The 14,201-nt window shown below is 48.1% G+C and carries 12 protein-coding genes and 1 pseudogene; 4 read left to right on the top strand and 9 right to left on the bottom strand.

All coding sequences use genetic code 11. The annotated features are described in order from the left end of the window. Positions 1-125: 125 nt before the first annotated feature. Genes QVE09_RS21615 through QVE09_RS21605 form a run of 3 tightly spaced genes read right to left on the bottom strand, consistent with a single transcriptional unit; the run spans position 126 to position 3,911 of the window. A complete protein-coding gene (locus tag QVE09_RS21615; RefSeq protein ID WP_315938441.1) occupies positions 126-1,724 on the bottom strand; it encodes a UDP-glucose--hexose-1-phosphate uridylyltransferase in 1,599 nt (532 codons plus the stop codon). 14 nt (positions 1,725-1,738) lie between these two features. Further along, positions 1,739-2,728, bottom strand: coding sequence for a UDP-glucose 4-epimerase GalE (galE, locus tag QVE09_RS21610; protein ID WP_315938440.1), 990 nt, complete (start codon positions 2,726-2,728; stop codon positions 1,739-1,741). 1 nt (position 2,729) lies between these two features. Continuing rightward, a complete protein-coding gene (locus tag QVE09_RS21605; RefSeq protein WP_315938439.1) occupies positions 2,730-3,911 on the bottom strand; it encodes a galactokinase in 1,182 nt (393 codons plus the stop codon). A 153-nt stretch (positions 3,912-4,064) separates the two neighbouring features. Between QVE09_RS21605 and QVE09_RS21600 the strand changes: the two genes are divergently transcribed. Continuing rightward, positions 4,065-5,039, top strand: a complete 975-nt coding sequence (locus tag QVE09_RS21600; RefSeq protein ID WP_315938438.1) for an AraC family transcriptional regulator — start codon at positions 4,065-4,067, stop codon at positions 5,037-5,039. Positions 5,040-5,119: 80 nt separating this feature from the next. On the opposite strand, the gene mgrA is transcribed toward QVE09_RS21600, so the two are convergent. The 6 genes from mgrA to QVE09_RS21570 form a co-directional block, all read right to left on the bottom strand. Continuing rightward, positions 5,120-6,127, bottom strand: coding sequence for an L-glyceraldehyde 3-phosphate reductase (gene mgrA / locus QVE09_RS21595; protein WP_315938437.1), 1,008 nt, complete (start codon positions 6,125-6,127; stop codon positions 5,120-5,122). A gap of 77 nt (positions 6,128-6,204) precedes the next feature. Next, positions 6,205-6,945 (bottom strand): NAD-dependent protein deacylase, encoded by a 741-nt coding sequence (locus QVE09_RS21590; protein WP_315938436.1) that lies wholly within the window; start codon positions 6,943-6,945, stop codon positions 6,205-6,207. Positions 6,946-7,179: 234 nt separating this feature from the next. Beyond that, the gene (locus QVE09_RS21585; protein WP_315938435.1) at positions 7,180-7,947 is read right to left on the bottom strand and encodes an HAD family hydrolase; all 768 of its coding nucleotides are present in this window, start codon (positions 7,945-7,947) and stop codon (positions 7,180-7,182) included. 34 nt (positions 7,948-7,981) lie between these two features. After that, positions 7,982-8,746: an alpha/beta fold hydrolase gene (locus QVE09_RS21580; RefSeq protein ID WP_315938434.1), complete on the bottom strand. Its 765-nt coding sequence runs from the start codon at positions 8,744-8,746 to the stop codon at positions 7,982-7,984. Between the two features lie 95 nt (positions 8,747-8,841). Continuing rightward, positions 8,842-9,507, bottom strand: coding sequence for a bifunctional 2-keto-4-hydroxyglutarate aldolase/2-keto-3-deoxy-6-phosphogluconate aldolase (locus QVE09_RS21575; protein ID WP_017686833.1), 666 nt, complete (start codon positions 9,505-9,507; stop codon positions 8,842-8,844). Positions 9,508-9,595: 88 nt separating this feature from the next. Further along, the gene (locus tag QVE09_RS21570; RefSeq protein ID WP_133385876.1) at positions 9,596-10,561 is read right to left on the bottom strand and encodes a sugar kinase; all 966 of its coding nucleotides are present in this window, start codon (positions 10,559-10,561) and stop codon (positions 9,596-9,598) included. A gap of 222 nt (positions 10,562-10,783) precedes the next feature. Between QVE09_RS21570 and QVE09_RS21565 the strand changes: the two genes are divergently transcribed. From QVE09_RS21565 to ilvD, 3 genes and pseudogenes are all read left to right on the top strand, one after another. Continuing rightward, entirely contained in the window at positions 10,784-11,824 is a 1,041-nt protein-coding gene (locus tag QVE09_RS21565) for an acyltransferase family protein (protein ID WP_315938433.1), read from the top strand. 123 nt (positions 11,825-11,947) lie between these two features. Then, a pseudogene (locus QVE09_RS21560) lies at positions 11,948-12,190 on the top strand (KGG domain-containing protein); the annotation flags it as partial. A gap of 317 nt (positions 12,191-12,507) precedes the next feature. Next, on the top strand, positions 12,508-14,193 hold the full coding sequence (ilvD, locus tag QVE09_RS21555) for a dihydroxy-acid dehydratase (protein ID WP_074096200.1): 1,686 nt from the start codon (positions 12,508-12,510) through the stop codon (positions 14,191-14,193). Positions 14,194-14,201: the final 8 nt, after the last annotated feature.

Raw genomic sequence — 14,201 nt, 5'->3', positions numbered from 1 at the left:
TGTGGTACTCTAGGACTTCACTCCATTATAACTTGCCTGAAATTTCTTTCCAATGCATACAAATGTCTAGAATAACAAGAACAACACCCGCTCATGATTGGGCGGGTGTTTTGGTTTGTTGACTACTATTCAGTGTATCCCATGCTGCTTACAAAACGACGGAAAGCCTGACGTCCTGCATCATCATATTTGTAGACTCCTGCATGTTCCAGAATCTCGGCAAATTTCAAGCCGACTTCCTGTTGTACAATGGCAACGGCTTGTTCTTTGTCTAGGTTAGGACCAAACCGTTCAATCAATTCTTCCGCCCAGCTCAGGTGTTTGTTCAACACATGATCAGAAGCTTTGGCGGCTTCAGCAAGTTTGGCATCTCCAGCGAGGATATCCGCGATACTGTCCAGTTCTTCTTTCAAACGACCTGGCAGGATGGCAAGCCCCATCACTTCGATCAGACCAATGTTTTCTTTCTTCAGATGATGCATCTCACGGTGAGGATGGAAAATCCCTTCAGGATGCACATCATTTGTACGATTGTTACGCAATACAAGATCCATCTCATAACCACCATCTGCACTGCGACGAACGATTGGTGTTACCGTATTGTGTGGTACCTGTTCGCCGTCCACTTCACTGAATGCTTCGATATCCACAGCAGAATCACTGTAGACCTTCCACGCTTCATATACAGCGTTACCAGCTTCTAGCAGTTCTTCAGGATCGTGTGAGGCCAGACGCATGACGGACATCGGCCATTTGACAAGACTCAATGTAAGTCCAGGTGCATCCGCATGGCGGAAGACCGCCTCTGGCTGTGCATTTTGAATGGCGAATGTATGACGTCCGCCCTGGAAATGGTCATGTGTCAGAATCGACCCACCTACGATCGGCAAATCTGCATTAGATCCGATAAAGTAATGCGGGTACTCCCCAACAAAGGCAAGCAGCCTGCGCAGCGTATCCTTTGTCAGTTTCATCGGCACATGATCATGATGGAAAATGATGCAGTGCTCGTTGTAGTACACATACGGCGAGTATTGGAACAACCAAGGCTCGTTGTTAAGTTCCAACGGAATGACTCTCAGATTCTGGCGGGCCGGGTGATTCACCCGACCAGCGTAGCCTACATTTTCACGACAAAGCTGGCATTTTGGATATACCGGTGGCGGAAGCAATTTCGCCATAGCAATTTCCTTTGGACTTTTCTCCGGTTTTGACAGGTTGATAGTAATCTCCATGTCTCCATAGGCCGTGTCCTGTGTCCAGTAGACGTTCTTCGAGATCCGATCCATACGGATGTAGTTGGAGTTAATCGACAAGTCATAGAATTGAGATGTGGCCGCCTCAATGCCTTCCGTCTGCTCCGTGTGGCGGAATGCGCGTACCACTTCGGATGGGCGTGCCATCAAATGACCCATGATTTTGGCATCCAGCAAATCACGGAATGTATCGCTATTTTCAGGAATGAGTCCAATGGAAAATCCATAATCAATCAACGTATCCAGCATAGCCTGTGGGCCATCGGGCACAGTCGCGTCCAACTCGCCGGCATAAGGCTCTGAGAATCCGAATTGTTCCAGCAAGAGGTTGCGGCTATAATCCCAATCCGCTTCCTCGATTAATTGTTTCTGCAAGGCAAATGCAACCAGACGTTCAATGGCATGCAGTGCTTCCTGCTGCTCCGGTGTCCGCTCTGTGGCACCTGCTGCAATATGAGTCTGTGACATAAGGTGTTCGCCTCCTAGTTTTTTCCGTAGCCGTCAGGACGTGATTGGTGCCAGCTCCAAGCGCTTTGAATAACATCTTCCAGATTGGTCCATTTTGGATTCCAACCCAGGACAGATCTCGCTTTGGCAGATGAAGCTACCAGCACAGCCGGGTCACCTGCACGACGTGGTTCCTGTACAACCGGGATATCGAGGCCAGTCACTTTTTTAGCTGTTTCGATCACTTGTTTTACCGAGAAGCCTGTGCCGTTACCCAGGTTAAACACGTTACTGTTCTCACCTTTGCGAAGATAATCTACTGCACGCAGATGTGCATCAGCCAAGTCGCTCACGTGGATATAGTCACGGATACATGTTCCATCTTCTGTTGCATAGTCGTCACCAAACACTGCGATGTGCGGACGTTGTTTCAAAGCCGTTTGCAGCACCAGTGGAATCAGATGACTCTCTGGTTGGTGATCTTCACCAATTTTGCCGCTCTCATGAGCACCGGCTGCATTGAAGTAACGCAGGGAAACGTATTTGATATCCTGAACTTTATCGAACCATGACATCATGCGTTCCATCATCAGCTTGGTTTCGCCGTATACGTTGGTTGGCTCTGTACGATCGCTTTCTTCGATTGGCACTTTCTCAGGCTCACCGTAGGTAGCTGCTGTAGAGGAGAAGACGATGCGGCGTACGTTCGCTGCATTCATCGCTTCCAACAGACAGAGTGTACCAAATACGTTGTTGTCATAATATTTAACCGGGTCTTTCATACTTTCGCCTACGAGCGAGTTGGCAGCAAAGTGAATGACTGCATCGATTGAATTCTCAGCGAACAGCTTCGCCAGAATTTCTTTGTCACGCAGATCCCCTTCATACAACTTACCACCGAGCAACGCCTCACGATGCCCTGTCTGCAAGTTATCCAGTACAACGACCTCTTCTCCACGTTCCAACAATGCTGCTACCGTATGAGAACCAATATATCCTGCTCCACCTGTCACCAAAATTGCCATTTTACTTCGCCTCCTTCAATTCTTTAACACCATCGCCTACACCGCATACATAGAAATCACCTTTGAGACGGGTACGCGCTTCATATGCAGCGCCCACTTCGCTTACAAAACGCTCGACATCATCTTCATGCACAAGTGATACGGTACAACCGCCAAATCCTGCGCCAGTCATCCGAGCACCAAGCGTGCCTGGAATCCGCTGAGCTTCTTCAACCATAACATCCAGCTCATCACAGCTTACTTCGTACAAGTCACGAAGCGATTCATGAGAAGCGTTCATCAGCTTACCGAAGGTTTCCAGATCATTACCCTGCAATGCTTCGACCGATGCGAGCACACGCGCGTTCTCTTCCACAACATGTTGTGCACGCTGTCTTACTTTCTCATCCTTGATCTGATCCTGTAGTGTTACGAACTGCTCTGGCGTCAATTGAGCCAGGTAATTCAGTGCAGGCAGCTGTTCCTTCAAGATGGCAAGTGCCTGCTCGCATTGGGAGCGACGTTCATTGTAAGCCGAATCCACCAGACCCCGGCGTTTGTTTGTGTTACCGATGACCAATTTGTAGGAACCTGTACGGAAAGGAACCTTTTCGTATTCCAGCGTGTCACACATCAGCAGGATCGCGTGATCCTGCGCACCGTTTGCAACAGCGAACTGATCCATGATTCCACAGTTGACGCCTACGAACTCATTTTCCGCTTTCTGGGACAGAAGCGCCAGTTGAACCGTATCAATATCCGACACACCCTCCAAAGACTGAATCGCGAATCCGGTAAGTACCTCCAGAGATGCAGACGATGAAAGTCCTGCCCCGTTCGGAATCTCCCCATGGTACAGGAAGTCGTAGCCTTTTGTTACATTCACGCCTTTGCCCTGCAATTCAACCATGACACCAACAGGATAGTCGGTCCATTCTCCGGTCTTCTCCTTACCGATGGAGGAAGTGTCTAGTACCCCTTCATATGACATGTTCGTGGAAGCCAATTGCAACTTGTTGTCCTCACGCTCACGAATGATCAATGTTGTGCCGAATTCAAGTGCTGCCGGAAGCACGTATCCACCGTTATAGTCAATGTGCTCACCGATCAGATTCACACGCCCAGGGGCATGAAATACACGGATGTCCGCTCCACTCTCTCCGTACTTCTCAATAAACTTTTGTTTCAATTCAGTTACGTTCACTGCTGGTGCACCTCGCCTCGTTGTTGTGGTTTTCTTAATGTTATTATATAAGAAAGCGGTGCCGCTTGTAATGCAACCATGTGTGTTTCATATGGATAAATGTGACCTTAAGGCGTATAATGATCGGAGCATACCGGAAAGAAGGAACAGACCATGGCAGACCAATCCAACATCAAGAAAGACCCTCTTGCATCTACTATCGAAAAAATCCAGGAATCACCTTCCGGTAAAAGTGGAGCACTCAGTTATTCGGTTGCCTCCAACCCTGTCTATTATGAACAAGGCGCACTGCATGTCCTGTTTGCCGGAGCAAGCCAGACCCTTCCGGGTCACGCCGTCGGACCGAAACTGTTTGATTATTATCTGTTGCACTATGTAGAAAAAGGGGCGGGTACGTTCCGTACCGAACTGCACACCTACGAGTTATCCGCAGGTGACTGTTTCCTCATTCACCCCGGGCAGCTGGTAAGCTACCAGTCCCATGCCCGCAACCCATGGCAATACCGCTGGATCGCCTTCACTGGCAGCCAGGCTAGCCAACATACCGAGGAGGCGGGATTCCGCCCGGAAAAATCCGTTTTTCATGCCGGACCCTCGTGTGGAATTTCCGATTGGTTATCCGTTATGCAGGATGCTTTTGCTGAGCGCAAAGAAAGCTCCCATTTCACATCACTGGGTACGTTATATATGATTCTAGCCGAAGCACAGAATCACCTTTCGCAGGGCCAAACCTTAATTCCAGGTGAATCCTCCATTCGACGTACGGTGAAACAGATGATTCAATATATGTCCACCCAGTATGCCTATCCTGTCTCCATTGAACAAATGTCTGCGAGTCTTGGATACAACCGTGCATATCTATCCCGTATTTTCAAACAGGAAACCGGACTTTCGCCAGTCACTTATCTGCTCAAACTGCGGATCGACAAGTCGCGCCAACTCCTGAGAGAACGCCCTGATCTGTCCATCGAACAGGTATCTGCATCGGTGGGACTGCCAGACGCACTGTATTTCTCCAAACAGTTCAAACGATTTCACGGTGAAGCGCCCAGCTTGTATCGAGAGAAAATCCTGTCCCGCCCACGAAATCAGGGGTTACAGAAGAATACTCAACAAAACAAACGGTGAGCAACATAACGGACGGAACCACATACGACAAAAAAGGTGCATTCCGCCATTATGGCTAAGATGCACCTTTTGCACTTTATTTATTTGTCATCAGGCTCCGGACGCAAAATGGATTCGATCCGTTCCAATTCCTCTGTAGAGAAATCCAGCTGACTGAGCGCAGCCACATTCTCTTCAATCTGGGAAGCACGACTTGCGCCAATCAGTGCAGAAGTTACCCTGCCGTTACGCAGCACCCAGGAGAGTGCAAATTGGGCCAAACTCTGACCGCGGGCCGCTGCAATCTGGTTCAGCGCACGCACTTTGCGGAGCGTCTCTGGAGAGATGTTGCTCTCATTCAGGAATACTGACGGTCCTTTGGCACGTGAGTCTTCCGGGATACCATTCAAGTATTTATTCGTGAGCACACCCTGTGCCAATGGACAAAATGCAATACTGCCTGTTCCATACTCATCCAGCACGTCCTGCAAACCATCTTCAATCCAGCGCTCCAGCAGCGAGTATTTCGGTTGATGGATTAACAGGGGTGTGCCCAGACTTTTCAGAATTTCGGCAGCCTGTCTTGTCTGCTCTGCGGGATAGTTGGAAATCCCTACATAAAGGGCTTTGCCCGAGCGAACAATATGATCCAGTGCCATCATCGTTTCTTCCAAAGGCGTTTCGGGATCATAACGATGTGAATAGAAAATATCTACATAATCCAGGCCCATACGCTTCAAGCTCTGATTCAGACTGGATACCAGATTTTTGCGTGAACCCCACTCGCCATAAGGCCCGGGCCACATATAATATCCTGCTTTGGTGGAGATCACAAGTTCATCCCGATAAGGTTTCAGATCCTGGGCCAGTACCTGTCCAAATAACTGCTCTGCCGAACCTGCTGGTGGGCCATAATTGTTGGCAAGGTCAAAATGTGTAATACCCAGATCAAATGAACGAGTAATCATATTACGGCCATTCTCAGCGTTATTGATACCGCCAAAATTATGCCACAGCCCCAGTGAAATCGCTGGCAGTTTCAAACCTGAACGTCCAACGCGGTTATATTTCATCGTTTCATAGCGAGTATCGCTTGCTACGTAGACCATTATGAATCCCTTCTTTCCCCAGGTTCCGCTTCTTGTGTCCGGTCTATGCCGGAGAATGCGGTTATTCAGTCCATACGTTAACCAAGAAGCTGGTCCACATTATTCATTACCTCACCAATCGGCTCTGTAATCAGCAAATCAGCTCTACGGTCATAGGCGGTAGGTGTAGCGTTGAGCAGAACGGTATGTTTTCCCTGAAAATACGTAATTAACTGGGCCGCTGGATATACCGTCAGTGACGTGCCTCCCACAAGTAACAGATCTGCAGATGACAGTGCATCAATGGATCGATATAATGTCGTCTGATCCAGCTCCTCTTCGTACAGCACCACATCCGGTTTAATCACACCACCGCATGTGATACAGCGAGGTACGGTATGTTGGGATTGTATAATTTCATTCAGCGTATAAAACTTCTTGCAATCCATGCAGCCATTACGATGAACTGAGCCGTGAAGCTCAAAAACATTGCTGCTGCCTGCCTTCTGATGCAGTCCATCAATATTTTGCGTGATGACTGCCTGAAGTTTCCCCTCCTGCTCCAGACGGGCTAACAGTCGATGGCAACCATTCGGTTCCGCATCTGGATGAAGCATTTTGCCACGATAAAAATCATAAAAAATATCGGCATGTTGATCAAAAAAATGTCGGCTTAACAACTCTTCCGGTGGATAAGGCGAATGCTGCTCCGTCTGATACAGACCCGCAGCCGAGCGGAAGTCGGGAATCCCGCTTTCCGTTGAAGTCCCGGCCCCTCCGAAAAAAACAATACGGGAGCTTTCCTGAATCCAGGCAGCCAGTTGTTCTGTTGCGTTCATCCTCTCTCCTCCTTTTATTTACTAGATAAATTGAACTAAAGAATATTTACACTGACCACTCCGATGACAGAACAACCTTCCGATCGCTGTTATTCCCAGATTTTTTTGATTCCCTTTATAAAGGATAAATCCGGTAATAAAGGCGAACGTTCCACTTCTTCAGGTTATTTCTGTCCTCTCCATTTCTTGTAAATGTTTAGTTCAATTTATATAGTTCAATCTGGCCAGAGTGACTTATATAATCACGCTTATCTCATTATAATGACGAATAATGGCATGGGCATCTACCAGGTGCGATCCTTGATCTAACTGCGGACAGTAACCCAGCGTATACGATACCTCTGCGTGTCGCCCCATCTGCATATCTCCATTGCTGTCTCCAATTACAACGGCCTCCGCAGGATTGATATGTAATTCACGGCAAGCCAAGAGTGCAGCTTCTCTATCCGGTTTACCTTGGATCACCCGATCACAGCCCACAATGGATGTGAAAAAGGAACGAATCCCCATCCAATCCAGATGTGTTTCTGCTGCAGCTGTACTGTCTGAAGTGACAACTGCCATAGGTATGTCCGCTGACCTGCAACTCTGCAAGAAAGCCAGTAATCCTGGCATCGGTTCAGCCAGTTTCCTCTGCCTAACCTCTCGCATGGCTACACTTGAAAATTTGCGTATCGTTGTGATCGCTTCATTCCATGGCATGCCTGCTGCATATAACTGCCCGGCAAGCAATCCCGTGCACTCATCCACAGTCGCAATAGCCAGCGGGCCTTGCGGATCATATCCAACAATATGTCCTTGTGGATTATGGATAGTGCCCAGAACGTGCTCCCGTTCAACCGTAAATGAAGCTCCAAGTTCATTCATACGTGATTGCAACTGATCCAGTAATGTCTCTGCCCACGGCCCCCATAGCTGGAGAAATTCCAGCAGTGTTCCATCTTTATCGAACAGGATACCTTTACATGGGATCTGCGCTCCATTCACTTGAAGCATGGTCATCCGTATCACCTCCGGTCGATAAGTCTAGCAATAATTACTTCATGGTACTTAACCAAGCCAGAACTGTCTTGACGGTCTGATTCAGCTGTTCTTCTCCACTCACTTCCGGCTCGCCATCCCCTTTTTGATGACCATAATCACCGAACTGGGCGTGATTTCCACCTTCAATGGTGTAATATACCGTGTCTTCCGGAAGATACATCCGTCCACTCTGATACTTCGTGGCATTCACGACCTCATCTTTAGTACCCAGAATAGATAAAGCAGGTATTCCAAGTGACTTTACGCTTCCTTTTTCATCCGGGTAGGATGCCAGAAAGAAGATGCCCTGTAATGCATCAGGATGTGCGGCTGCATAACGTGCAGCCATGGACCCACCGAGAGAGTGTCCACCCATAACAAATTGTTCATCTGGATATGCGGCCAGAATCTCATCTGCCAAGTTTGGCTTGAGCACTGCCAGGTTAACTGGCATCTTGGCAATAATCGTGTGATGACCCGCAGCGGCCAACTCATGCGCAAGTGGTGCGTAACTTTCAGGTTTTACCAGTCCACCAGGGTAGAAAAGTACACTTTTCCCAGTCGGTTTATCTGGCACAAAATCAATCCAGTTCTCTTGTTCGCTCACGGTCACCTTATTGGCTGTTTCCATGGCCGTTTGAGCTGTTTCCTGTGGACCGTATGGTGTGAATAATTTCCACGCAACAAATCCACATCCAATGACAATGAGCGCCAGAAGTACGAGCAGGAATTTCCCGATGCCCCTCTTCTTGCGCCCTGTATTATACCGATTTCTCAACGTTAATCACCTTTCTTCACTTCCGCAGGTGCCGCGGCTCACAGAATTGGGAGCCTTCGTTAATTCAGGCTCCCTTTCTCCGAATTGAACAAATATTATTCAGCCTTGGCCTTGCGGTAAGCATCCATATATTGTTCCGCTTTGCGACGGACATGACTCAGGTCACCCGTCTTCACAGCTTCCGATGTCAAGTCGGAGCCGATACCAACAGCCACTGCTCCACCCTTGATCCAATCCCCCAGATTAGACAAGGATACCCCGCCAGTTGGCATAAAATTCGCCTGTGGCATAGGCCCTTTCATCGTTTTGATAATCGAAGGATCATACAGATTACCCGGGAACAACTTCACGATGTCCACACCGAGTTCCAATGCGCGTTGAACATCAGCAATCGTCATCACACCAGGCAGAATCGGAATTCGATACAGGTTGCAGATCTGAACGGTATCCGGATTCAGGGAAGGTCCAACGACAAACTCGGCACCCGACATGATAGCTGCTCTCGCCGTTTGCGGTTCAAGCACCGTTCCCGCACCAATAATCGCGAATTTCTCTGGATCTTGTGTGTTCCAATGGTATACACGGCTTAATTTTTCAATGGCTTTGAGGGCACTGGGTACTGTCATCGTAATCTCGATAACTTTAATGCCACCCGCAATCGCTTGCTCGGCCATGGCAATGACTTGATCAGCAGAATCTGCACGCAGAACTGCCACAACCCCATTGTCCGTAATCTTTTGCAACAGCTGAAGCTTCTTCATTTCATTCTCTCCCTTGTCAATGTGGTGGTTGTGTATACAAGCCTTACATATAAGAACGAAGATGAGCCATATATGATTTCAGCAGCGACTAGCGCTCAACATGGGCAACGTTGTTCAGCTTGGCCTCGACCTGCCCCCACGTCGGGAGCGCCTCCCAATCGCCAACAGCCTGTATAACCATGGAACCGGTCAAATTGCCGAGACGGGTTGCTTCCTGCGGGGAGTATCCTTTTAATAAACCCGATAAAAATCCCGCGCAGAAACCATCTCCTGCTCCTACCGTATCCAGAACATAATCTGCCTTAAAGTACGGAACTTCCGTTAGGGTACCATTCGCCAATACGTAGGTCAAATCAGGGCCACCCTTCACGATGCACACAGCATTCATGGCAGATAAACGCTCAAGTACTTTTTGATCATTTTCTTCGTTATATAGAAGTTTCATCTCGTCCAGACCCGGCAAAAAGTAGTCCGCCAGTTCAGCTAAACGCAGTAAAACTGGACGGGCCTCTTCCGCAGACCATAGTTTGAGACGCAGATTCGGATCAAAGCTTACTTTCACCCCTGCCTGTTTGGCAATATGTATGGCAGCCTCTACTGTAGCAAGTCCGGACGGGCTTATCGCTGCCGTTATACCCGTAACATGCAGTATCTTCGCCCCGGCAATATAGTCAGGATCCAGATCATCAGGTGTGATCGCACTTGCAGCAGATAACTTCCTATAATAATGCACCGAGGCTTTCCCGGAAGCGTTCTCACGAATCATCAAACCAGTGGGCTCGTGATCACTCAACCTTACCCGGGATACATCTACGCCTTCACCGCGAATGGCTTTCAGAATCATGTTGCCGATCGGATCATTGCCCAAACGTCCAAACCAACCACTGGTATGCCCCAGGCGGGATACGCCAATAGCCAGATTGCTCTCAGCACCCCCGAAAGACTTGTCCAGTGTGGCTGCATATTCCAGCCCTCTTGTATCCTTGGCAGTCAGCAAACCCATACTCTCCCCAAACGTAATAATTTCCGGGCTTGGATAGGGACTCGTTGACATGATTTCTTCCCTCCTTATATTTACATTCCCTCATCTTCTGTTACTATTGTCATCCTCTATGCAACCGTTGTCAATCCCGGAGCGTTCATTTTGTTGTCACAGCTTTGAGAAAAGATAACGCTTACTAATGTGAATTAAATCACAATGAATAATGTACATCCATATTACCCTTATTACAGATGCAAATGACCTTGCGACCAGGGTCTATAAGGGGGCTACACCATGAAAAATCAGACTCAGATCCGGGATGATCAGGAATCTTTCTTTTACAATCTGCGCTTTATGCTTATTGTCTGTGTCCTTGCTGGTAATGCACTTGAACCACTCATCACACGCTTTGCAGGAGCGGAAGCTCTGTTCCTGTGGATATATACGTTTCACATGCCACTGTTTGTATGGGTAACCGGGTATTTTGCGACACACTCACTTCAAGGAGCCTCTGGACGAAACGTCCTGAAGCAGATTGCATTACAATATGTACTGTTTCAGTCCTTATACGCATTAATGGACTTTACCGTGTTCCACACACCCCATATGCGGCTATCCTTCTTTGCACCTTACTTGCTGTTATGGTTCCTCGCCAGTCATTTCTGCTGGCGACTGTTGCTTCGTCTGACGATTTCATGGCAACCGATATATCGGCTGATTGGATCGATTGCGCTCGGTGTAATTGCCGGGTATTTGCCTATCGACGGATTCTGGCTCAGCTTCAGCCGTACGTTTGTGTTCCTGCCATTCTTTGTCATCGGTTATGACTATGGAGCAAGCATCCGTTCTCGTTTATTATCCGGTTGGGGGCGAAAAACCGCAGCCATCCTCTCCGCTGCACTGTTGGTATGGATCGGGTATGGCGGTTTGAATATTTCATCGGGATGGTTACTTGGCAGCATGACATACGCCGAACTGGGCCACCACGAATGGTATGCCGGCATCTTCCGACTTGGCGTCTACCTATTGGAGATCGCATCTGCAGCACTTTTCTTGGCTTGGGTACCTTCCTTGACCTCCAGACTGACAGACCTTGGACGACGCACACTCTATGTATTCCTGCTGCATGGTTTTCTCGTTCGTCTCGCGATCTGGTCTGGAGTCTACAGTTATATGGGAAGCTCGGCGTATATTCCAGTCATACTTGTCATCGCCGTACTCTTTGCAGTCACACTTGCTCTGCCGGCTGTACGTCACACGTTCAAACCCTTAATTGAACCAGATATATCCCGCTTTTCTTTCAATAGACATGAGCTGTTTAAACGGTCGGCTTAATGCTCTGACGGATCTCTTCACCATCGATTCTATCCGGGTGTGTTGTTTCAGGCTGGAAATGATGTGGTAAATTAGGGATACGCGCTACAAAAAACAACTTATTGTTGTAAGGAGTGATTTGTAATGGCACGTCAACCGACGTCAGAACGCAAGATGAGCCGTGAGGAAGCCGGTAGATTAGGTGGTAAAGCCACTTCCAAGAACCATGATCGAAGCTTCTACCAGATGATTGGAAAAAAAGGTGGAGAAGCGACTTCAGATGCCCATGACACTGACTTTTACAAGCAAATTGGTCGCAAGGGCGGCGAAGCAACCTCCGAAACCCATAATAAGGAATTCTATCGTGAGATTGGACGCAAAGGCGGAAGCAACTGATGAATTCCGCTCGCCACATCGAAACATGATCATAGCTTTCCCGCAAATCAAGAAGTCTAATTCCATGAAAATGGTTTAAGGCTTCTTTCTATTGATTGTAGAAATATGACGACGGTTGTGATAGACTCAATAGAAAAACCGGGTGTTCACGGGTTTAAAGCAGCAAAGAATTTCACAAACTACGGGGAGCTCGTTACCGGCATGCCGGTCCTTTTTTTAGAGTACGGATGAAATTAAACGACAGATGCACTGCCATTTACTTTTCCATTCATGTTGCTCAATATTATATATTTGGGGGGAAATACACCATGTCAGCCAAGAAGATGCGTTCCGATATGATCAAAAAAGGTTTTGACCGTGCACCACACCGGAGTTTGCTCCGCGCAGCGGGCGTTAAAGAAGAGGATTTCGGCAAGCCGTTTATTGCCGTATGTAACTCATACATCGATATCGTGCCCGGCCACGTCCACCTTCAGGAATTCGGTAAAATTGTAAAGGATGCTATTCGTGAAGCCGGTGGCGTTCCATTCGAATTCAACACCATCGGTGTAGATGACGGAATTGCCATGGGACACATTGGTATGCGTTACTCGCTGCCAAGCCGTGACATTATCGCGGATTCCGTGGAAACCGTTGTATCTGCTCACTGGTTCGACGGCATGGTATGTATCCCGAACTGCGATAAAATTACACCCGGCATGATGATGGGTGCACTCCGCTGTAATATCCCTACCGTGTTTGTCAGTGGTGGACCGATGAAAGCGGGTCGTGACAGCAATGGTAAAGCTCTGTCCTTGACCTCTGTATTTGAAGGCGTAGGCGCTTATCAAGCAGGTAAAATCGATGATAAAAGCTTGCTTGAACTTGAACAGTTTGGCTGTCCAACATGTGGATCATGTTCCGGTATGTTTACTGCAAACTCCATGAACTGTCTGGCTGAAGCGATGGGACTGGCTATGCCAGGCAACGGAACCATCCTGGCTGTTGCTCCTGAGCGTCGTGAGTTTGTTAAACAATCTGCTAAACAACTGATGGAACTTATTAAAATGGATCTGAAACCACGTGATATCGTTACTGTAGAAGCGATCGATAACGCGTTTGCACTGGATATGGCGATGGGTGGATCTACGAATACAGTACTGCACACGCTGGCACTGGCTCATGAAGCGGGCATTGAGTATCCAATCGAACGTATCAATGAAGTAGCCAACCGTGTTCCGCATCTTGCTAAACTTGCACCTGCTTCCGATCTTCACATCGAAGATGTACACAATGCAGGTGGCGTAAGCGCAGTGCTGAACGAATTGCTCAAGAAACCAGGCGCGATTCATGGTGACTGCATTACAGTTACGGGTAAAACGATCCGTGAGAACGTTGAAGGAAAAGAAATTCAGGATACAAATGTCATTCACCATCTGGATAACCCGCATTCCGAAAAAGGCGGCCTGGCTGTATTGTTTGGTAACCTTGCACCACAAGGCGCTATCATCAAAGTTGGTGCAGTTGATGCTTCGGTTGGTGGATATCACAAAGGTCCTGCCATCTGCTTTGACTCCCAGGAGCAAGCGCTCGAAGGCATTGCTAACGGCAAAGTAAAAGAAGGACATGTTGTTGTTATCCGTTATGAAGGACCAAAAGGCGGACCAGGTATGCCTGAGATGCTGGCTCCTACTTCCCAGATCGTAGGTATGGGGCTCGGTGCCAAAGTTGGTCTGATCACCGATGGACGCTTCTCTGGCGCATCCCGCGGAATCAGTATCGGACATATCTCTCCGGAGGCAGCTGAAGGTGGTCCAATCGCCTTTGTTGAAGAAGGAGACATCATCGAACTGGATCTGAACAACCGTATCATCGAATTGCACATCAGTGACGAAGAGTTTGAACGTCGTCGCGCAGGCTGGAAAGGTTTTGAACCGAAAGTAAAAACCGGTTACCTGGCTCGTTATTCCAAACTGGTTACCAATGCAAGCAACGGTGGCGTACTGAGTATCTAATTCACGCT

This window comes from Paenibacillus sp. ClWae2A (assembly GCF_032452295.1).
In the GTDB taxonomy this organism is placed as follows: domain Bacteria; phylum Bacillota; class Bacilli; order Paenibacillales; family Paenibacillaceae; genus Paenibacillus.
This window is presented reverse-complemented; position numbering and strand designations above follow the sequence as displayed.